This is a genomic window from Delftia sp. S65 (genome assembly GCF_016516495.1).
Taxonomy (GTDB): domain Bacteria; phylum Pseudomonadota; class Gammaproteobacteria; order Burkholderiales; family Burkholderiaceae_C; genus Comamonas; species Comamonas acidovorans.
Genome location: NZ_JACVUR010000010.1, coordinates 33,524 through 52,995 on the forward strand (window position 1 = coordinate 33,524; position 19,472 = coordinate 52,995).

A 19,472-nucleotide genomic window follows, 5' to 3' on the forward strand; every position below is an offset into this window, starting at 1 on the left:
GGAGAAACACCATGGCTGCTAAAGGCGGACGCGAAAAGATCAAGCTGGAATCCACTGCAGGAACCGGCCACTTCTACACCACGACCAAGAACAAGAAGACAATGCCCGAGAAGATGGCGATCATGAAGTTTGATCCCAAGGCTCGCAAGCACGTCACGTACAAGGAAATCAAGCTGAAGTAATTCAGCCTGTTCCCGGTACCGACAAAAAACCGCCCGGCGCAAGCCCGGCGGTTTTTTTGCGTCCGCTTTGTGCCCGCTTTGCGTCTGTTTTTCGCCTGTCACCCACTGCGCGCCGGCTGACCCAGCTGCGCACAGGCCATGGCACCCAGCTCGCGGCAGGCCTGCTCGATCACGGCATCCACCGGCAGGGTGCAGCCCAGGCGCATGCAGTGCTCGTAGCGCCCCGAGTTCGAGAACATGCTGCCCGGCGCCGTGCGGATGCCGCGCGCCAGCGCCTGCGTGAACAGCGCGGACGTGGACACGCCAGCCGGAAACTCCAGCCACAGGCTGAGTCCGCCGGGCGGCAGGCTCAGCCGCGTGCCCAGCGGGAAAAACCGCGCCACCAGCTGTGCCATGCCTTCACGCTGGCGCCGCAACTGCTGCTTGAGGCGCTGCAGATTGCGTAGGTGTGCGGGCGAGCCCACGCAGGCGGCCGCCAGCAACTGGGCCAGGGTCTGGGTACCCCGGCTGCGCGCGAACTTGAGCATCTGCACCCGGCCATGCCACTGGCCGGCGTTCATCCAGCCCTGGCGCAGGCCCGGCGCCATGCTCTTGTTGAAGGCCTCGCAATAGATGACATGGCCCGGCAGGCGATCCCAGGCCTTGATGGGGCGCACGGGCTGGCTGCTTTCCACGAACAGTCCATAGGAGTCGTCCTCGATCAATGCCACGCCGTGGGCGCCGCACAGATCGACCAGCCTGGCCTTGTGCTCATCGGGAATGCGCGTACCCAGCGGCATCTGCAGCTCGGGCACGACCACCACGGCCTTCAGGCGCGGCTGGGTCTGCAGGGCCAGCTCCAGCGCCTCGATGGACAGGCCGGTGCGCGGGCTGCAGGGAATCTCCAGCGCCTGCATCTGCAAGGACTCCACCACCTGCAGCAGGCCGTAGTAGGTCGGCGACTCCACGGCCACCATGTCGCCGGGCGAGGCCACGGCGGCCAGCGCCAGGCTCACGGCCTCGGAATTGCCCGTGGTCGCCAGCACATCGGCCGGTGCGACATGGATGCCCGCCGCCAGCGCGCGCCGCGCCATGGCGCGCTGGAAATCAGGGTGGCTGCCCATCATGGAGCGCCCCAGCACCAACAGGTCGGGCTGCTCGCGCAGCAGCCGGGCGGCGGCCTGGTTCAGATAGCCGCGATCGAACAGTTCGGGCGGCGGCGTGGCACCGCCCAGGTCCACGCGCACGTCGGCCTGGCGGCCGCGCTCCAGCATCAGGGAAATGTGTTCATTGATACCTGCGAAGTGCGGCTGCGGCAGCGGTTGCACCGGCTGACTCAGGTCGGGCTCGCTGGCCGGGGCCAGGCCTGCAGGCCGGGCATCGCGCACAAAGTAGCCCACGCGCGGGCGGGCCTCGAGCTGGCCCAGGTCCTCCAGATGCCGCAGCGTCTGCAGCGCCGTGGACAGGCTGACCTCATGGCGGCGCATCAGCTCGCGCACGGAAGGCATGCGCTCGCCCGCCTTGAGCGTGCCCAGTTCCATGGCCAGGCTGTAGTCGGCCGCCAGGCGGCGGTACAAGGTCGGAGAGGCGCTTGCAAGGGTCATGGAACAGATGGAGAACGAATCGGGGACGAGAGGACTTGCCCGCGATCTTGCCGCAAGGCGCTGTTACGCAACAGATACAGATCCATCGACCACAAAGCAGAACAGATCCACCGACATCTGCACTGCTGCGATGCAACAAGCCGCGGGCTGTGCCTGTGCCGATGAAGGCCGCCTGCCTACGCTTGAGGGCCTGGAATCACAGGACACAGACCATGCACAACGCCGACACCCGCTCCTTCGAACTGCGCCATCTTGCCCCCGGCAACGATCTTCACCTGCATGTGCTGGAGGGCAGTGAACTGTTCTGCCGCCACGGCCCGCTGGAAATCACCGCCCCGCAACAGGCCTGGGCGGATGGGGTGCCCGCGCCGGCCCTCAGGCTGCACCCGGGCCAGGGCTGGCGTGCGGGCGCCGATCTGCAGATACGGGTCCGCTCCTTGTCCCAGGCCATGGCAAGCCTGGAACTGCGGCAGAGCCCCACAGCAAAAAGCCGCATCGCCTCCGAAGAGGGGATGCGGCCCAGGGCATGGTCGGTTGCCGGCTGGCTTCGTGGCCTCAGGCGTGGGCAGCGCGCAGCTTGACCGAGAACTCCTTGAGCGCGGCAATGCCGCTGGCCTCGGCGCGATGGCACCAGGCCTGCAGATGGGCCGTCAGTTGCTCGCGCGACAGCGAGGTGTTCAGCCACAGCTGGCGCAGCTCCTCGCGCATGACCAGCATCTGGTCGAGCACGGGGTGGGCTGCGCGCGCCTGGGCCAGTTGCCCTTGCGCCTGGGCGGGCACCTTGTCGGCATCGCGGTGCAGCCAGCGGCGCGCCGTCTTGAGCAGGGACAGGTCGGCCTGCCGGGCCTTGCGCTGCTTGAGCGCATCGAGCTCGATCTGCACGGCGGCGCGCACGCCGCGCGCATAGCGGGCCATGACCTCATAGCGGTTGGCGATCACGGCCTCCAGCGTCTTTTCGTCGGCCACGGGCTTGACGGCGCCCATGACCAGCCGCGGCGCCGTCTTCTTGACCTTGGCCCAGCCCAGCTTCTGCATGGCGCTGATGTAGACCCAGCCCACGTCGAACTCATAGCGCTTGACCGAGAACTTCGCCGAGGTCGGGTAGGTATGGTGGTTGTTGTGCAGTTCCTCGCCGCCAATGATCAGGCCCCAGGGCACGAGGTTGGTGCTGGCATCCTGGGCCTCGAAGTTGCGGTAGCCCCAGAAATGGCCCAGGCCGTTGACCACGCCGGCAGCCCAGAACGGAATCCAGGCCATCTGCACGGCCCAGATCGTCAGTCCGATGGCGCCGAACAGCAACACGTTGATGATCAGCATCAGCGAAGGGCCCCAGATCGAATGCCGGCTGTAGAGATGACGCTCGATCCAGTCGTCGGGCGTGCCGTGGCCGAACTTCCTGAGTGTCTCGGCGTTCGCCGCCTCTTCGCGGTACAGCTCCGCACCCTGGCGCATCACGGTGTCCAGGCCGCGTGTCTGCGGGCTGTGGGGGTCGTCCTCGGTTTCGCACTTGGCATGGTGCTTGCGGTGGATGGCCACCCACTCCCTGGTGACCATGCCCGTGCCCAGCCACAGCCAGAAACGGAAGAAGTGCGAAGGAACCGGCCCCAGGTCCAGCGAGCGGTGGGCCTGGCAGCGGTGCAGGAAGATGGTGACGCCCGCAATGGTGATGTGGGTGGTGACCAGGGCATATAGCAGCAGCTGCCACCACGACAGCTGCCACAGGCCATGGGCCATCCAATCCACGGCGAGGTTCCAAACCGATCCGAAATCCAGCGACATAACCGAAGCCTTTGGCAAGGCGGCGCCCAGTGGCACCGATGCCTCAATTTTAGGCGATGCGCCTACAAAGGCATTCGGCAATCTCCTGCGATTTACAGCTTATTGCGTCTGCAAGTTACGGCTTCCGGGTCCAAACGGCGGCAAAAAAGCCATCCGTCTCATGGCGCTGCGGCCACAGGCGCAGGTACTGCGTACCGGTCTCGCCGCCGCTGCACAGCGCATCGCCCTGCTCCACCTTGAGCTGGGCCAGCAGTTCGCCGGCATCCATGGCCACGAAGTCAGAGTGCTCCGCTGCAAAGGCTTCGGCGATGGCTTCGTTTTCCTGGGGCAGGACCGAACAGGTGGCATAGACCAGGCGCCCACCCGGCTTGACCAGACGCGCTGCACTGGCCAGGATGGCCGCCTGCTTTTGCGTGAGCTCCTCGATGGCCTTGGCCGACTGGCGCCACTTGAGGTCGGGATTGCGGCGCAGCGTGCCCAGGCCCGAGCAGGGCGCATCGACCAGCACGCGGTCGATCTTGCCGGCCAGGCGCTTGACGCGGTCGTCGCGCTCATGGGCGATGGCCGCAGGGTGCACATTCGACAGGCCCGAGCGCGCCAAGCGTGGCTTCAGGGCTTCGAGCCGGTGGCCGGACACATCGAAGGCGTACAGGCGCCCCGTGCTGCGCATGGACGCGCCAATGGCCAGGGTCTTGCCGCCTGCGCCGGCGCAGAAATCGACCACCATTTCGCCGCGCTTGGCGTCCAGCATCAGCGCCAGCAGCTGGGAGCCTTCATCCTGCACCTCGATGGCGCCGCGCGTGAAGGCGTCCAGCCGGGCCAGCGCAGGCTTGCCCTGCACGCGCAGGCCCCAGGGCGAGTACGGCGTGGCTTCGGCGGCGATGCCGGCATCGGCCAGTTCCTTTTGCACATCGGCACGCTTGGCGTTCAGCGCATTGACGCGCAGATCCAGCGGTGCGGCCTGCTCCATGCTCTGGGCAAAGGCCCAGAAATCTTCACCCAGCTGCTGCTTGAGCGGCGCGACCAGCCACTCGGGCAGGTTGTGGCGGTGCGGCTCCATCAGCTCATCGGGGCGCACGGCATCGCAGGCGTCCAGCCATTGCAGTTCCTGGGGGGACAGCGCTGCGCGCGCAAAGCCGAGCGCCTCCTTGACGCCCTGCTCGGACTTGCCGGCCACGCGGGCCAGGGCTTCCTGGCTATGGGCAAAGCCCAGGATGGCCAGCCTGCGCTCGCGCGAGCCGCTGCCAGAACGTGCCAGGCTCTCAAAAAGCAGCTTCTTGCGCAGCACGGTGTAGGCGGTTTCGGCCAGCGCGGCACGCTCGCGCGGGCCCAGGTTGCGGTTTTCACGGAAAAAGCGTGACACCACGGCGTCGGCCGGGTGTTCGAAAGTCAGGGTGCGCTTGACCAGTTCGGCGCAGGCGTCGAGAAGCTGTTTGGGATGCATGGGCGCAATTGTCCCACCGCCTTGCAAATCCGAGAGGGCCACAGGTCGGAACCCGCAGCAACGCCGGGCTGGCGCAGCTACCATGGCGCCCCATGACCGACGACGACCTGCCTCCCCTGATCCACACTCCCCCGGGCCTGTACCGCCACTATAAGGGCGCCCTCTACGAAGTGCTCGCCACCGTGCGCCACAGCGAGACGCGCGAGTCCATGACGCTGTATCGCGCGCTCTATGGCGAGCGCGGCCTGTGGGTGCGGCCTGCCGCCATGTTCAATGAAACCGTGGTCATCGACGGCGTGGAGCAGCCCCGCTTTGCACGCTGCCCCGAGCCGGAGCAGCAGGCCTTTCAGAGCGAGGGCCTGTGAGCAGACCCTAGCCCCGCATTAACTGCGCCACGGCGCGCGGGTAGATGAGGTGCTCCTGCACCAGCACGCGCGCGGCCAGCGCCTGGGCCGTGTCGCCGGGCAGCACGGGCACCACGGCCTGCTCCAGGATGGGGCCCACATCCAGCTCGGCCGTAACGCGGTGCACGGTGCAGCCTGCAAAGCGGCAGCCTGCATCGATCGCCCGCTGGTGCGTGTGCAGACCCGTGAAGGCGGGCAACAGCGAGGGGTGGATGTTGATCATGCGCCCCTCGTAATGCGCCACGAAGCCCGGCGTGAGGATGCGCATGAAGCCGGCCAGCACGATCAGCGAGGGCGCGTGGCGGTCGATCACCTGGGCCAGCTCGGCATCAAACGCCTCGCGGCTGGGAAACGGGCGGTGGTCCAGCACCTCGGTGGCAATGCCTTGCTCGCGCGCGAAAACAAGGCCCGAGGCCTCGGCCTTGTTGCTGACCACGGCGGCCACGCGGGCGCCGTAACGCCGCGCCCAGTCCTGTTGCTGCGAAGCACGCACAATGGCAGCCATGTTCGAGCCGCCGCCCGAGATCAGGATCACGATATTTTTCATGGGCGGCGATTGTCGCACCGCAGGCCGCGCGGCCTGCGCCAGCCCCGGCAAGGCCCATGGCCCTGCCGGGCCTTGTCACCTCTTCCGTCCAGACACCCATGCCATTCGATCCCCGCACCACCCCCCTGACCGCTGTCGAAGCCCGCGTGCTGGCCACCCTGATGGAGAAGGCGCGCACCGTGCCCGACAGCTACCCGCTCACGCTCAACGCGCTGGTCACGGGCTGCAACCAGAAAAGCAGCCGTGATCCGGTGATGGAAGTCAGCGAAGGCGAGGCCCAGGAAGCGCTGGACAGCCTGCGCCTGCGCACCATGTCCGTACAGATCAGCAGCGCGCGCGCCACGCGCTGGGAGCACAACTTCCCGCGCGGCGTGGGGGTGCCCGACCAGAGTGCCGTGCTGCTGTCCCTGCTGATGCTGCGCGGCCCGCAGACGGCGGGCGAGCTGCGCATCAACTCCGAGCGCTGGCACCGCTTCGCCGACATCTCATCGGTCGAAGCCTTCCTGGAAGAGCTGCGCGAACGCAGCGAGGAAAAAGGCGGCCCGCTGGTCGTGCTGCTGCCACGCGCGCCTGGCGCACGCGAGCAGCGCTGGGCCCATCTGCTGTGCGGCCCCGTGGACGTGAACGCCATGGCCCAGCCCCCCGCTGCAGCAGGCGCACGCGGCGATGCCCTGGCCCAGCGCGTGGTCGATCTCGAAGCCCAGGTACAGCAATTGCAGGCACGTCTTGCGCATGTCTATGCACAGTTGGGGCTGGAGGAGCCCGGCCAATCCAGCTGATCGCCTGCGCTCAGGCTGCCCCAACATCAAGCCCCGGACGGCCCCGCCGCCCGGGGCTTGTTGCATCAGGGATTGCCATAGGTTGTCACGCCCTGGACAGTCCAAAAAAGAACGTGCGTGCTACAAAAGCCGGGATTGAAGGAGACACAGTCCATGGACCTGGCATTTACCCCTGAAGAACAGTCCTTTCGCGAGGAAGTCCGCGCCTGGGTGCGGGCCAACCTGCCCCAGGACATCGCGCACAAGGTGCGCCATTCGCTGCGCCTGACACGCGACGACCTGCAGAACTGGGCCAAGATTCTTGGCAAGAAAGGCTGGCTGGGCTACGGCTGGCCCAAGCAGTTCGGCGGCCCCGGCTGGACCGCCGTGCAAAAGCATCTGTTCGAGGAGGAATGCGCCCTGGCCTGCGCCCCGCGCATCATTCCCTTCGGCCCCGTGATGGTGGCGCCCGTGATCATGGCCTACGGCTCGCCCGAGCAGCAGCAGCGCTTTCTGCCCGGCATTGCCAGCGGCGAGGTCTGGTGGAGCCAGGGCTACTCGGAGCCGGGCTCGGGATCGGACCTGGCCAGCCTCAAGACCCGTGCCGAGCGCGTGGGCGACAAATACATCGTCAACGGCCAGAAGACCTGGACCACGCTGGGCCAGTACGGCGAGTGGATCTTCTGCCTGGTGCGCACCAGCAACGAGGGCAAGCCCCAGACCGGCATCAGCTTCCTGCTGGTGGACATGAAGAGCCCCGGCGTGACCGTGCGCCCCATCAAGCTGCTGGACGGCGAGTGCGAGGTCAACGAGGTCTTCTTCGACAACGTCGAGGTGCCGGCCGAGAACCTGATCGGCGAGGAAAACAAGGGCTGGACCTACGCCAAGCACCTGTTGAGCCACGAGCGCACCAACATCGCCGACGTGAACCGCGCCAAGCGCGAGCTGGAGCGCCTCAAGCGCATCGCCAAGGCCGAAGGCGTCTACGAGGACCAGCGTTTCCGCGACGAGATCGCCAAGCTCGAAGTCGACGTGGTGGCGCTGGAAATGCTGGTGCTGCGCGTGCTGTCGGCCGAGAAATCGGGCAAGAACCCGCTGGACATCGCCGGCCTGCTCAAGATCAAGGGCAGCGAGATCCAGCAGCGCTACTCCGAGTTGATGATGCAGGCCGCCGGCCCCTTCAGCCTGCCCTTCATCGAAGAAGCCATGGAAGCCGGCTGGCAGGGCGACTTCCCCGGCGGCGTGGTGGACAACGCGCCGCTGGCATCGACGTACTTCAACATGCGCAAGACGACGATCTACGGCGGCTCCAACGAGGTGCAAAGAAACATCGTCGCTCAGACGGTGCTGGGCTGATTTTGGCTGGAGTTTCGCTGAACCCGGAAGTGCGCCGGACGCGCTTCGATCAGCTTCGGGAGACAGAAAATGGACTTTGATTTTTCGGATGACCAGCAGCAACTGCGCGACGCCGTGCGCCGCTGGGTGGACAAGGGCTATACCTTCGAGCGCCGCCGCTCCATCGTCGAGGCGGGCGGTTTTTCGCGCGAGGTCTGGGGCGAGTTGGCCGAACTGGGCCTGACGGCCTTGACCGTGCCCGAGGAGCACGGCGGCCTGGGCCTGGGCGCCACCGACGTGATGGTGGTGATGGAGGAGTTGGGCCGCGGCCTGGTGATGGAGCCGCTGGCGCAGGCCTTTGTGGCCGCCGGCGTGCTCGGCAAGCACGCCGACGCCTCCGTGGCCGGCCAGTGGCTGCCGCGCGTGGCCAGCGGCGAGGCCCTGGTCGTGCTGGCACACCAGGAGCGCCAGGCCCGCTACCGCCTCGATGTCTGTGCCGCCAAGGCCAGCAAGAGCGGCAGCGGCTATACGGTGGACGCCACCAAGAGCGTGGTGCCCGCAGGCGACGCGGCCGACGCCTTTCTGGTGCCGGCCCAGCTGGACGGCAAGATCGCCCTCTTCCTGGTGGAGCGCGGCGCCAGCGGCGTCAGCACCCAGGGCTACCGCACCCAGGACGGCAGCCGCGCGGCCGAGCTGCGCTGCCAGGCGGCCCCCGCCACGCTGGTGACGGCCGATGGCCTGGCCGCCCTCACGCTGGCCCAGGACGCCGCCAACGCCGCGCTGTGCGCCGAAGGCGTGGGCGCCATGGAGCAGACGCTGAAGCTCACCACCGAGTACATGAACCAGCGCAAGCAGTTCAACACGGTGATCGCCAGCTTCCAGGCCCTGCGCCACCGCGTGGCCGACATGAAGATGCAGCTGGAGCTGGCCCGCTCCATGAGCTATTACGCCAGCCTCAAGATGAGCGCGGCCGATGCCGAGCGCCACGTGGCCATCGCGCGCGCCAAGGTCCAGCTGGGCCAGTCGCTGCGTTTTGTCGGCCAGCAGTCGGTGCAGCTGCACGGCGGCATCGGCGTGACCGACGAGTACGCGGGCAGCCACTACTTCAAGCGCCTGACGCAGATGGAGATGACGGGCGGTGACACCTTGCATCACCTGGGCATCGTCTCCGCGAAGATGCAGGACACGGCAGGCGTGTTTGCCTGAGGCCTGACCTCACCGCGCCGCACCGCACCAGGCCCCGCAGAAAACTGCGGGGCTTTTTTCATGGGCCTTTGCCCATGTCTGCCCGCCGCCTCAGGTCAGCCGGTAGCCCTCCGGCCTGAGCGGTGCCGGCAGATCCGTCTCGCCCAGCGTGCAGCCCAGGCTGATCTCGATGGAGCGGCAGATGGTGTCCAGCGGCAGGTCGTTGCTCTCCAGGCCAAAGGGCTCTTCGAGTTCATCGCCAAGGGCGTCGAGCCCATAGAAGGTGTAGGCCACGATGGCCACGACAAAGGGCGTCATGAACCCGGTCGTGTCCACCAGGCCGAACGGCAGCAGAAAGCAGTACATATAGGCCGTGCGGTGCAGCAGCAGCGCATAGGAGAACGGCATGGGCGTGTTGCGGATGCGCTCGCACGAGGCGGCTGCCGCCGTCATGCGCGTGAAGGTCTTGTCCATGGACGCGGCCAGGCAGGGGTCCATCTCGCCGCGGCGCACGCACTGCGCCAGATCGCGGCCCATGGACATCATCAGTGCGTCGCAGCGCTGCTCCAGCGGCAGGCCCTGGAGCTGGCGCCATTCCTTGTCCACCAGCCAGCGGCCTGCGGCCACATCCTCGTGCAGCCCTCGCAACTGCGTCCGCAGCAGATGCGCAAAGGCGATCGCCCGGTGCACCATGCGCACGCGCACATCGCTGCTGCGCCGGGCCGGGTCCGGATCGCCGTCGATGACGATCAGGCTCTGGCACTGGCGCGCCAGCGTGCGCGCGCAGATCACCATCTCGCCCCAGAGCTTGCGCCCTTCCCAGTAGCGGTCATAGGCGGTGTTGTTGCGAAAGCCCAGGAAGATGGCCAGCGGCAGGCCGATCAGCGTGAAAGGGATGGGCGTCACCGTGATCTTGACGTCGAACAGGTTGCCATGCACCAGAGTGATGATGGCGGCGAACACGATGTTCACGAGCAGCGTGACCTGAATACGCTGGAGCACCGAGCCCCGCAAAATCAGAAACAGCCTGAGGCCGGCGGGGCGATCACGGACGATCATGGGGATATCGCTAGGTATAAACCCTTATTCGATCACACATTGAGCAAGTCAATTGGCTGCGGCCGCGCCCAGATGAAAAAAAAGGCGCCCCGAAGGGCGCCCTGTGTCACGACCGACTGCCGGTCACAGCGGGTTGGCGCGGCGGCGGCGCGCCATGCCCCAGCCCATGATGCCCATCAGGCCGGACATCAGGATCAGGCCCCATTCGGAGAGCGTGGGGATGGAGGCCGGCGACACGGCCCCTGCCACTGCGCGGGAAGCCGTGTTGTTGGCCGGGTTGGCATCTCCGGTCGCACCGGTGCTGCCCGTCAGTGTCACGGCTCCCACGGAGCTGGGCGTTCCGCTGACCGTGCAGGTCACGCTGGCGCCCGCAGGTACGGCATCACCTGCCGACCAGGCTGCATTGGCAGGGCTGATGCGGCACGCTCCCTGGCTCACACCGGCGGGCAGTCCCGTGACTGCGCACGAGGTGCCTGCCGATGCATCGACCGAACCCAGGTTCTTGCAGACAAAACTGCCGCTGTAGGGCGTGCCGGCCGTGAACGCGGTCGGCAGGCCGCTCAGATCGACGCCCATGTCGGGCACTGCAACGGTGGACACATTCATGGTCGCGGTGTTGTTCGCCGCATTCGAATCATCCGTTGCGCCCGTGGTGCCCGTGACCGTGGACGAGCCTGCGGCCGTGGGCGTACCGCTCACCTGACAGGTGACCGTGGCTCCCACCGGCACTGCATTGCCCGCCACCCACGCGGCATTGCCGGGGCTGATGGAGCATGCGCCTTGCGTCACGCCAGCCGGCAGGCCGGTGACGGCGCAGGAGGTGCCGCTCACGGCGTTGGCCAGGCCCTGGTTGCTGCAGGTGAAGCTGCCGCTATAGGGAATGTTCAGCGGCGAGGTGGGGGGCAGTCCGCTCAGATTGATCTGCATGTCCGGCGTTGTGGTGACCGCGATGTTCGACGTGGTCGTGTTGTTGCCCGGGGTCAGGTCGTTGTCGCCGCCCGTGGTCACCGTGGCCGTCGAGCTGCCGCCTGGACCCGTCGGTGTACCAGAGACCTGGCAGACCACCGTCTTGCCCGCAGGCACCACGCCGGGCTGCATCCAGGCCGCGCCGTCTATCGTGCATTGGCCTGCCGTCACGCCAGGGGGCAGACCGGAGGCATCGCAGATGGCCTGGCCTGCGCTGGCTGCACCATCGTTCTTGCAGGAGAAGCTGCCGGTGTAGGGCACGCCGACCACGGCGGTGGGCGGGAGTCCGGAGACATCAGGCACCATGTCGCTGCTCGCCGCGGGAGCCAGCAATTGGGTCTGCACCATGGCACCGAGCAGGGTCGAGGTCAGGTCGCCTCCGATGGTGTAGTTGCCGTTGTTGATCTGGTCTGACGGCGTGCCCAAAGGAACCTTCACGGTCATCGTGAACGTGCCCGACTGCCCGGGTGCCAGGGTCCCAAAGTCGCACTGGGCAGGGTCTGAACTGCCCACGGCCGGGGCCGTGCAAGCGCCGCCATCGCCGGCCAGTGACACGAACGTGGTCGGACTGATGCCCGCATCCGTGCCCACGGGCATCGCGGGCGTGACCTTCACGTTGTTCACCGGGGTGCTGCCGTTGTTCGTATAGGTATAGGTGTAGGTGATCTCCGTGCCGTCCGCCTTGGGCGCGCTGACAGGCCCGGACGCGCTGATCCACAGTGTCTTGGGCAGGGTCGTGCCGAAGTTGTCAACGTACAGATGGCCTGCGTGGCCACCGGCACTGCAGGCCGAGGCCACGGCCTGCAGCCTGACCTTGTCGCCTACCCGCAGGTAGGCATTGCCGGGTGCGACATCGTAGGCCTGAGGGTCGGTGTAGTTCTGGATGGCACCGCCCTTGTCGGTAAAGGTCTTCCAGGGTGCTCCCGGCTCGCCGCCGTAGTGGTACTTGAAGAACAACTCCTGGGGCGAGCCCGTCAGATCCGTGGAGGTCTGGGCGTCATAGGTCTTGACCAGCGAGATGGCAAAGTAGGGGCGATCCTCGCCTCCGTGATTGCTGGCGTACTCAAGCACGGGCGCCGCGACAAATCGGATGTGGATCTTGCCGTCCTGGTCGATGTCATCTGCAGTCAGCGTCACTTCCTGGGTGATGGAGCTTGCCGTATTGACCTGCTGGGTCCAGCCGGCGAGTCCCCCCGTGACCTTGCTGGACCGCGGTATCACGTTGCTGGCTGGGGTGGCGCTGTTCGCCTTGAGGTTGATACGGGCAGAGTGGGAGCCTGCCAAAGTCAGTTTGAGGGCGGACTGGCCAGCGTCACCCCGGAACAGGACTTCGTCTGCGGCGCTTTCCGAGCCGCTGGCGATTTCGACCAGATGGGACTTGGTGCCAGGTGGCTGCAGGCGCAACTCGCTCAAGCGTTTCGGATTGGCCTGGGTGCCATTGTTGGTCCAGGCCTGGGGGGTCCAGCCAGTCAGGTCCCCTGCCTCGAAGTCCCCATTCAGAAATGCCGCCTGCGCAACTGCACCCACCATTGCCAGGGTGCCTGCTGCAACCAGACTTCTGGCCTGCCTCCAGGCCTTCATGCGCGGCCCTGCGGGCCGGATATGCAAACTCTGTCTCGCCATACCATTCCTCTCTTCATGTGTGTTTGATCACGGTTGAAAACTCCGACGGCCACGCCGTCCGCCTGCGCACGCAGCCAGCACCAAGCCGCCCAAGCGCGCGCACGCGCTTCTGCAGCAAAAAAATGGGCGAACGAATCCCTTCCGCATGCCCGGACGGCTGCGGTTCAAAAAACTGAAATGGAGAAGAAAAAGGCGCCTAAGGCACGAACACCAGCCCTCGGCCGAACACTGCCCTCACCGGCAGGGCCAGCCCGGAGATATCCAGGGTCTTGCGGCGCAGCCGCGTCAGCTGCGATTCGATGCGGTGGAAGCCGTCATCCACATCGGCGTATCCCATGGTCTCGATCAAGGTCTGCTTGGCCACCATGGTTCCGGGGGTTGCCATCAGGCAGCCGAGCAATTCCAGCTCGCGACTGGTCAGGGCAATGATCTGGTGGTTGGGCGCGACCATGCAGGCCGACAGGGGGTCAAGGCGCCAGGTCAGGAAAGGTGCCGCCGCCCGGGCCGGCTGGCCCGTGTTGCGGCGCAGCTGGGAGCGGATGCCGGCCACGAGCTCGTTCATGTCGGTGGGCTTGACGAAGTACTGCAGGGCGCCGGCATTGAGGCCGGCGATGCGGCTGTCCAGATCGCCGCGTGCCGTGAGCACCACGACGGGAATCTCCTGCTCGGCCAGGCGCTTGACCAGGCTCAGGCCGTCCTCGCCGGGCAGGCCCAGGTCGACGACGACCAGATCTGCCTTCTCGCGCAGTAGCTTTATGTAGAAGTCTTCTGCAGAATCCGTGCCCCAGGCATGCAAGCCAGACTTTGTTAAAAATCGACACACATTGATACGAATATCCTCGTCGTCCTCTACGACGGCGACGGTGAACTCGATCGATGGCTCTAGTGTCTGCTGCATGATGTTTGCCTATTGGTGCGCGGATTTTCATTGGGGCGAACGTCCGCCGCCATGCACGAACACTCTCGAATGCTCACAGTTCAGAGAAACACACAAAAATTTACATTTATTGCATGGATCATGGTCTCGCTCGGGTTGCTTGCATTTTTCGTGCTGAGCCCGGCGTCCATGCCTCCCCCTGACAAGGGACTGCGTCTTGGCAAGGACCTGCCCATGCAGGTGCTTGCCGATGCGGGCCGCAGCATGACCATTGAACAGGTCGCGGCCCTGCCCGATGATGCCTTCGAAACCCGGCGCACGCCTCTGAACGAGGGCTATACCCGCCATGCTTACTGGGTGAGGGTTGCCGCGCCTGCCCTTGCGCCCACAAGCGGGCTGGCCGACAACGATGCGCTGTGGCTGGAGATCACGCCCACCTATCTGGACAGGGTCACGCTCTACCAGCAGGCGCACGGCCTGTGGCAGGCGAGGGAAAGCGGTGACACCGTGCCCATGGCTCAGCGCATCCATGTGCGCCAGCTGGTGTTTCCACTGCGCGCTGGCCAGCCCTTTGTACTGCGCATCGAGACCAGCAGCGCCATGCAGCTGTACGCTACGGTCTGGCGCAGCACGGGGCTGATGGCCTGGTTGTCCAGCGTCGAGTGGGCATCGGGCGTGCACCAGGGTGTGAATCTGGTGCTGACCCTGCTGATCGCGGGCGCGGCCCTGGCCCTGCGCATGCGCAGCCTGATGGCCATGACCTTGCTGGCCTTCGTGGTGCTGACCCACAACGCCAATGTGCGCGGCTATGCCCAGCTTTGGCTGCCCGAGCCCTGGGCGCCGCATGCGGATGTCTGGGTGAGCGTGGGCGTCTTCCTGCTGCCTGCCGCCTTTGCCTGGCAGGCACGCGAGACCTTGACGCGCGGCACGGCCTGGCGCCGCATCGATCGCATGCTGGTGCTGCTGACCGTGGCACCGCTGCTGGCCGTACTCAGCATACCGACGGGGCACTACACGCAATGGGCCTGGCTGGGGGTCAGCGTGCCCTGGATGGCCAGTCTGCTGAGTGCGCTGGTGGCCTGGCAGAACCTGTTCCGCCAGGGTCCCAGCATCGTCAACCTGCTGGTGCTGATTCCCTACACGCTGCACACGGTCATGGGCATCCACGTGGCTGCGGCCTATACGGGACTGGTGTCTTCCGACATCGAGGCAGGCATGTACTGGCAGCTGGAATCGCTGCTGCTGTACATCCTCATCATCATTGCCGTGGGCGCCAGCCTGGTCGAGAAATTCCAGAACTCCATGGGCAGGCAGGCGCAGCTGGTGGAGTCGCTGGCCCGGTCGGAACATGCGCTGGAAGGACGGGTGCGCACACGCACGGCGGAGCTGCTGCATGCGCAAAACGCGCTGCAGGCCGCCTTGCATGGCGAGCGCACGCTGCGGCTGGAGCAGCGCCAGTTCTTCAACATGGTCAACCATGAATTCCGCACGCCGCTGGCCGTGGTGGACAGCGCGGCCACCGAGCAACTGACTTTTCCGTCCACCGATATCGATTCCCAGCTGGAACGCGCAGCCCAGATCCGCCGCGCCTGCAGGCGCCTCACGGCCCTGGTGGACAACTGCCTGGTCAGCGACCGACTGGACGCGCCTGCGTTCCGGCTGCAGCTCGACCGGGTGCCCGTGATGGACCTGATCGACGATGCCGTGCAGCTCGTGCACTGGTCGCGCCGCCACCATCTGAAGCTGGAGACTGCGGGCGTCCCCGCCTCCTGGGAATGCGATCCCACCCTGGTACGGATCGCCCTGTCCAACCTCGTGGACAACGCCGTGAAATACGCCCAGGCCGGAGAAATCGCCGTATGCGCCCGCCTGGACGCACAGGGCAGGCTGGAACTCACCGTCAGCGACGAGGGCCCTGGCCTGGCGCCCGAGTTGGCGCAGCGCATCTTCGAGCTGCACGAGCGCGGAGAGCGTTCGGACCAGACCCGAGGCTTCGGCCTGGGGCTGTGGGTGGCCCGGCGCGTGGCCCAGATGCATGGCGGCGATGTGCAGGTCACGCCAGCTGCGGGCGGCGGCACCTGCTTCACGCTGACGCTGCCCAGCAGCATTCCCGAAGACAGCGGCCTTGCCACAGCTGCAACACAGCCCGCCTCGCCATGCGTATCCTGAACCTGCTGCGTATCCTGAACCGGCTGGCGCTGCCGGGCTGGCTGGTGTTTTCGCTGGTGCTGGTGGTCTGCTTCATTCTCAGCCCGGCCTGGCAGTCCCTGCCGGCAAAGCGCCTGCAGCTGGGCACGGACCTGCCCATGCTGGCGCTCGTCGATGCCCAGGGCAGCTTCACCATCGATCAGGTGGCAGCCCTGCCCGATACGGCCTTCACCCTGCTCGATACACCGCTGAACAAGGGCTATACGCGCGATGTGTATTGGCTCAAGGTGCAGGCGCCTCACATCGCAGCCGGCAAGGCAGACCCCGAGCACGATCCGCTGTGGCTTGAAATCCTGCCCAGTTATCTGGACCGCGTTGCGCTCTACCAGCACGTGGACGGCGCATGGCGCATGCGCAGCAGCGGTGATACGGCCACCGACGAACCGCGCGTGCATGTTCGGCAGCTGGTGTTTCCGCTGTACTCGGGCCAGCCCTTCATCCTGCGCGTGCAGACCTCCAGCCCCATGCAGCTGGACGCCACGCTCTGGCGCAGCAGCGGTCTGATGACGCAGTTCTCGGCCGTGGAATGGGCATCGGGCATCCACCAGGGCATCAACCTCATGCTGGCCCTGCTGATCATCGGCGCTGCCCTGGCCCTGCGCCTGCGCAATCTGGCCGCCATGGCCGTGGCCGCCATGGCCGTGCTGATCCACGGCGCCAGCGACCGGGGGTACCTGCAGATCTGGCTGCCCGACCATCTCGCGCACTGGGGCCATCTGTGCGTCAGCCTGGGCACCTTGATGCTGCCCGCCGCCCTGGCCTGGCAGATGCGCGAGCTGCTGACACGCGACACACGCTGGCGGCGCATGGATCGGGCCTTGCTCGCCCTGGGAATCATCCCGCTGCTGTGCCTGCCCAGCATACCGCTGGGCCGCTACCAGGACTGGGCCTGGATAGGGGTTGGCGCGCCCTGGGCCATCAGCGCACTGTTCGCCGTGGTGGCATGGAGCAATCTGCTGCGCGAGCGTGCCAATCTGGTCCATGTGCTGATGGTGGTTCCCAGCACCATGTATGGGCTGATGGGCCTGTATGTGACGGCGGCCTATGTCGGCCTGACCAGCCTGCCGACCATAGAAACCAGCGTGTTCTGGCAGCTCAACACCTTGCTGGTCAACATCGTGATCACCGTGGCCGTGGGCGCCGGTCTGATCCAGAAATTCCGGGAATCCATGGCACGCCAGGCACAGCTGCTCGAATCCCTTGCCAAGTCCGAGCATGCGCTGGAAGAGCGTGTACGCCTGCGCACTGCCGAGCTGCTGCGCGCCCAGAACGCACTGCAAGCGGCACTGCACAGCGAACGCACGCTGCGGCTGGAGCAGCGCCAGTTCTTCAACATGGTCAACCATGAATTCCGCACGCCGCTGGCCGTGGTGGACAGCGCGGCCACCGAGCAGCTGTCCTTTCCCTCGCCCGACATCGACTCCCAGCTGGAACGCGCCGCACAGATCCGTCGCGCCTGCAGGCGCCTGACGGCCCTGGTGGACAACTGCCTGATCAGCGACCGCCTGGATGCTCCCGCCTTCCGGCTGCAATTGCACCGCGCTCCCGTCATGGAACTGGTCGATGATGCCGCACAGCTTGTGCACTGGTCACGCCGCCACCACCTGAACCTGGACAGCGCCAATGCGCCCGCCACATGGGAGTGCGACTCCACGCTCACCCGCATCGCCCTGTCCAACCTCGTGGACAACGCGGTGAAATACGCCAAGGCCGGAGAAATCGCCGTGCGCGCGCGCACCGACGAATACGGCCGGCTGGAACTCACTGTCAGCGACCAGGGCCCGGGTCTTGCACCCGAGCTGGCGCAACGCATCTTCGAGCGCTTCGAGCGCGGTCACCGCGCGGACCAGGCCCGCGGCTTCGGCCTGGGCCTGTGGGTGGCACGGCGCATTGCGCGCCTGCACGGCGGCGACATACAGGCAGCGCCATCAGACCAGGGCGGCACCCGCTTCACGCTCACGCTATCAAGTACCTCATGCAGGACAGCACCCCCTGCATATCCCAACCTGGCACAGGGGCGGACAAAGAATCCGCGATAATTAAATGTTCTCTGCTGGCACAGCAACTATGCATGTTGCAGCGCCTGCCCTGCCCTTCTCCGGTCATACCCACACACTTTCGTCATGAGTGCTATCTCCATCCCCGCAGACATCAACCGCAAGCTCTTGGAAATGGCCCGCCAACAGATCATGCAGGGCAACCTGAAGAAGGCTGCGCAGGCCCTGAACAAGGCCCATCGCCAAGCGCCTCATGACGCCCGTGTATTCATGTTGGGAGGACTGCTGGCCGACAAGGCAAACAATCCCGCCAAAGCCGAAGAGTCGTTCCAGCGTTGCCTGGAAATGGCCCCGATGTGGGGTCCCGGCCTGCTAGAGTACGCAATGTACAGTGCACGCAGCGGTGAAACGGACCGAGCCATCGAATTGGCGGAGAAAGTCGCGCGTATCGAACCCAGAAACCCGCAGGTCCTGGCCGCTGTCGTGGATCTTGCACATGCTGTGGGCAATCTGGATATGGCCATCAACCACCTTCGGCGAGGTCTGGAGTTGCATCCCGGTGATGCGGTCCTGCGCCGCTATCTCGCGGTGGATCTCAGCATCACACAACAGCACGCAGAAGCAACAATGCTATGGGACACACTGGTGCTGGAGCGGCCCGACGAAGCAGAACTTCGATATGGCCGCATAAAGGCCTGTGCGGCCCGCGGCGAGCCTGCGGCAGCTATGCCTGACATTCTTGTGCTGCGGGAAAAATTCCCCGAGGACCCCACCCTGGACTACTACGCGACTCTGGCCAGAGGAGAAGTGCCTTCCAGGCAACCGGTGGAAGTTCACCAATCCATGTTCAACAAGATGGCTGGGCAGTTCGACCAGCATCTGGTCCGCGGCCTCCAATATCAATTGCCGAAGCTGGTGGCAGATCAATTGATTGAACAGCGCCCGGACAAAGACTTCAATCTGCTGGATCTAGGCTGCGGCACCGGCCTGCTCGGTGCCTGTCTCGGACCAATGAAAGGCTATCTGATCGGCGTGGACAGCTCTCTCGCGATGATCGAGCAGGCTGCCCAGCACAATGTCTACGATCGGTTCCATCATGTCGATTTGCTGAAGGCACTACGCGACACCCCGGAAGAGCAATACGAGGTTCTCACCAGTCTCGACGTATTGATTTACGTGGGTGACCTCCAGCCCGTGATACCCAATGCAGCCCGCATTCTCAAGGCAGGTGGCTCCTTCATCTTCTCCTGCGAGGCTGCGCCAGAAGACGGGCCAGATCTGCTGCTCCAAGGCTCGCACCGCTATGCCCACAAGCTCAGCCATGTAGAAGAGCTATGCAGGCAGGCAGGCCTCGTCCCCAGTAAACAGGAACTGGTCCTGCGCATGGAAGCGGGAACACCAGTACAGGGCTTTCTGATCACCGCGAACAAGCCTGCATGACCGCAAGGCAGACGCAGTGATATGACCCGCGAGCCTCACCGCGCGGAAATCGCTTTGCCGGACATAACTTCATCGCTGTACGCCA

At 65.7% G+C, this 19,472-nt stretch carries 16 protein-coding genes; 9 read left to right on the plus strand and 7 right to left on the minus strand.

From position 1 onward, the window contains the following. Positions 1–11: 11 nt before the first annotated feature. Entirely contained in the window at positions 12–182 is a 171-nt protein-coding gene (gene rpmG, locus IAE24_RS11235; RefSeq protein WP_012207164.1) for a 50S ribosomal protein L33, read from the plus strand. Positions 183–280: 98 nt separating this feature from the next. On the opposite strand, the gene IAE24_RS11240 is transcribed toward rpmG, so the two are convergent. Then, positions 281–1,765: an aminotransferase-like domain-containing protein gene (locus tag IAE24_RS11240; RefSeq protein ID WP_198819671.1), complete on the minus strand. Its 1,485-nt coding sequence runs from the start codon at positions 1,763–1,765 to the stop codon at positions 281–283. 212 nt (positions 1,766–1,977) lie between these two features. Between IAE24_RS11240 and IAE24_RS11245 the strand changes: the two genes are divergently transcribed. Further along, a complete protein-coding gene (locus tag IAE24_RS11245; protein ID WP_199960306.1) occupies positions 1,978–2,346 on the plus strand; it encodes a hypothetical protein in 369 nt (122 codons plus the stop codon). Here IAE24_RS11245 and IAE24_RS11250 read toward each other — a convergent pair. Next, entirely contained in the window at positions 2,321–3,544 is a 1,224-nt protein-coding gene (locus tag IAE24_RS11250) for a DesA family fatty acid desaturase (RefSeq protein ID WP_043825050.1), read from the minus strand. The genes IAE24_RS11245 and IAE24_RS11250 overlap by 26 nt on opposite strands. 115 nt (positions 3,545–3,659) lie before the next feature. Continuing rightward, on the minus strand, positions 3,660–4,988 hold the full coding sequence (locus IAE24_RS11255) for an RsmB/NOP family class I SAM-dependent RNA methyltransferase (RefSeq protein ID WP_043825048.1): 1,329 nt from the start codon (positions 4,986–4,988) through the stop codon (positions 3,660–3,662). Between the two features lie 92 nt (positions 4,989–5,080). Between IAE24_RS11255 and IAE24_RS11260 the strand changes: the two genes are divergently transcribed. Next, the gene (locus tag IAE24_RS11260; protein ID WP_199960307.1) at positions 5,081–5,353 is read left to right on the plus strand and encodes a DUF1653 domain-containing protein; all 273 of its coding nucleotides are present in this window, start codon (positions 5,081–5,083) and stop codon (positions 5,351–5,353) included. 7 nt (positions 5,354–5,360) lie between these two features. On the opposite strand, the gene purN is transcribed toward IAE24_RS11260, so the two are convergent. Further along, positions 5,361–5,939: a phosphoribosylglycinamide formyltransferase gene (gene purN / locus IAE24_RS11265; RefSeq protein WP_012207170.1), complete on the minus strand. Its 579-nt coding sequence runs from the start codon at positions 5,937–5,939 to the stop codon at positions 5,361–5,363. A gap of 98 nt (positions 5,940–6,037) precedes the next feature. On the opposite strand from purN, the gene IAE24_RS11270 reads away from it, so the two are divergent. The 3 genes from IAE24_RS11270 (at position 6,038) to IAE24_RS11280 (ending at position 9,238) form a co-directional block, all read left to right on the plus strand. Then, on the plus strand, positions 6,038–6,718 hold the full coding sequence (locus IAE24_RS11270) for a YceH family protein (protein ID WP_043783684.1): 681 nt from the start codon (positions 6,038–6,040) through the stop codon (positions 6,716–6,718). A gap of 153 nt (positions 6,719–6,871) precedes the next feature. Further along, a complete protein-coding gene (locus tag IAE24_RS11275) occupies positions 6,872–8,053 on the plus strand; it encodes an acyl-CoA dehydrogenase family protein (RefSeq protein WP_012207172.1) in 1,182 nt (393 codons plus the stop codon). A 69-nt stretch (positions 8,054–8,122) separates the two neighbouring features. Further along, positions 8,123–9,238 (plus strand): acyl-CoA dehydrogenase family protein, encoded by a 1,116-nt coding sequence (locus tag IAE24_RS11280; RefSeq protein ID WP_012207173.1) that lies wholly within the window; start codon positions 8,123–8,125, stop codon positions 9,236–9,238. A gap of 90 nt (positions 9,239–9,328) precedes the next feature. Here the strand turns inward: IAE24_RS11280 and IAE24_RS11285 are convergent, their stop codons facing one another. The 3 genes from IAE24_RS11285 to IAE24_RS11295 all read right to left on the minus strand — a co-directional run bounded on the left by IAE24_RS11285 (position 9,329) and on the right by IAE24_RS11295 (position 13,763). Then, positions 9,329–10,276 (minus strand): bestrophin family protein, encoded by a 948-nt coding sequence (locus tag IAE24_RS11285; RefSeq protein ID WP_012207174.1) that lies wholly within the window; start codon positions 10,274–10,276, stop codon positions 9,329–9,331. 123 nt (positions 10,277–10,399) lie between these two features. Then, positions 10,400–12,655 (minus strand): IPTL-CTERM sorting domain-containing protein, encoded by a 2,256-nt coding sequence (locus IAE24_RS11290; RefSeq protein WP_233626160.1) that lies wholly within the window; start codon positions 12,653–12,655, stop codon positions 10,400–10,402. 406 nt (positions 12,656–13,061) lie between these two features. Further along, on the minus strand, positions 13,062–13,763 hold the full coding sequence (locus tag IAE24_RS11295; protein ID WP_013800907.1) for a response regulator transcription factor: 702 nt from the start codon (positions 13,761–13,763) through the stop codon (positions 13,062–13,064). Positions 13,764–13,931: 168 nt separating this feature from the next. On the opposite strand from IAE24_RS11295, the gene IAE24_RS11300 reads away from it, so the two are divergent. From IAE24_RS11300 to IAE24_RS11310, 3 genes are all read left to right on the plus strand, one after another. Next, a complete protein-coding gene (locus tag IAE24_RS11300) occupies positions 13,932–15,911 on the plus strand; it encodes a sensor histidine kinase (protein WP_199960309.1) in 1,980 nt (659 codons plus the stop codon). Continuing rightward, a complete protein-coding gene (locus IAE24_RS11305) occupies positions 15,899–17,989 on the plus strand; it encodes a sensor histidine kinase (protein WP_233626161.1) in 2,091 nt (696 codons plus the stop codon). Before IAE24_RS11300 ends, IAE24_RS11305 begins: the two co-directional genes overlap by 13 nt. 84 nt (positions 17,990–18,073) lie before the next feature. Beyond that, entirely contained in the window at positions 18,074–19,387 is a 1,314-nt protein-coding gene (locus IAE24_RS11310; protein WP_199960310.1) for a methyltransferase domain-containing protein, read from the plus strand. Positions 19,388–19,472: the final 85 nt, after the last annotated feature.

What these genes read in the sequence shown, in the direction of transcription:
- rpmG (WP_012207164.1), top strand. Translation starts at nt 12, where the DNA reads ATGGCTGCTAAAGGCGGACGCGAAAAGATCAAGCTGGAATCCACTGCA.
- IAE24_RS11240 (WP_198819671.1), bottom strand. Translation starts at nt 1,765, where the DNA reads ATGACCCTTGCAAGCGCCTCTCCGACCTTGTACCGCCGCCTGGCGGCC.
- IAE24_RS11245 (WP_199960306.1), top strand. Translation starts at nt 1,978, where the DNA reads ATGCACAACGCCGACACCCGCTCCTTCGAACTGCGCCATCTTGCCCCC.
- IAE24_RS11250 (WP_043825050.1), bottom strand. Translation starts at nt 3,544, where the DNA reads ATGTCGCTGGATTTCGGATCGGTTTGGAACCTCGCCGTGGATTGGATG.
- IAE24_RS11255 (WP_043825048.1), bottom strand. Translation starts at nt 4,988, where the DNA reads ATGCATCCCAAACAGCTTCTCGACGCCTGCGCCGAACTGGTCAAGCGC.
- IAE24_RS11260 (WP_199960307.1), top strand. Translation starts at nt 5,081, where the DNA reads ATGACCGACGACGACCTGCCTCCCCTGATCCACACTCCCCCGGGCCTG.
- purN (WP_012207170.1), bottom strand. Translation starts at nt 5,939, where the DNA reads ATGAAAAATATCGTGATCCTGATCTCGGGCGGCGGCTCGAACATGGCT.
- IAE24_RS11270 (WP_043783684.1), top strand. Translation starts at nt 6,038, where the DNA reads ATGCCATTCGATCCCCGCACCACCCCCCTGACCGCTGTCGAAGCCCGC.
- IAE24_RS11275 (WP_012207172.1), top strand. Translation starts at nt 6,872, where the DNA reads ATGGACCTGGCATTTACCCCTGAAGAACAGTCCTTTCGCGAGGAAGTC.
- IAE24_RS11280 (WP_012207173.1), top strand. Translation starts at nt 8,123, where the DNA reads ATGGACTTTGATTTTTCGGATGACCAGCAGCAACTGCGCGACGCCGTG.
- IAE24_RS11285 (WP_012207174.1), bottom strand. Translation starts at nt 10,276, where the DNA reads ATGATCGTCCGTGATCGCCCCGCCGGCCTCAGGCTGTTTCTGATTTTG.
- IAE24_RS11295 (WP_013800907.1), bottom strand. Translation starts at nt 13,763, where the DNA reads ATGCAGCAGACACTAGAGCCATCGATCGAGTTCACCGTCGCCGTCGTA.
- IAE24_RS11300 (WP_199960309.1), top strand. Translation starts at nt 13,932, where the DNA reads ATGCCTCCCCCTGACAAGGGACTGCGTCTTGGCAAGGACCTGCCCATG.
- IAE24_RS11305 (WP_233626161.1), top strand. Translation starts at nt 15,899, where the DNA reads ATGCGTATCCTGAACCTGCTGCGTATCCTGAACCGGCTGGCGCTGCCG.
- IAE24_RS11310 (WP_199960310.1), top strand. Translation starts at nt 18,074, where the DNA reads ATGAGTGCTATCTCCATCCCCGCAGACATCAACCGCAAGCTCTTGGAA.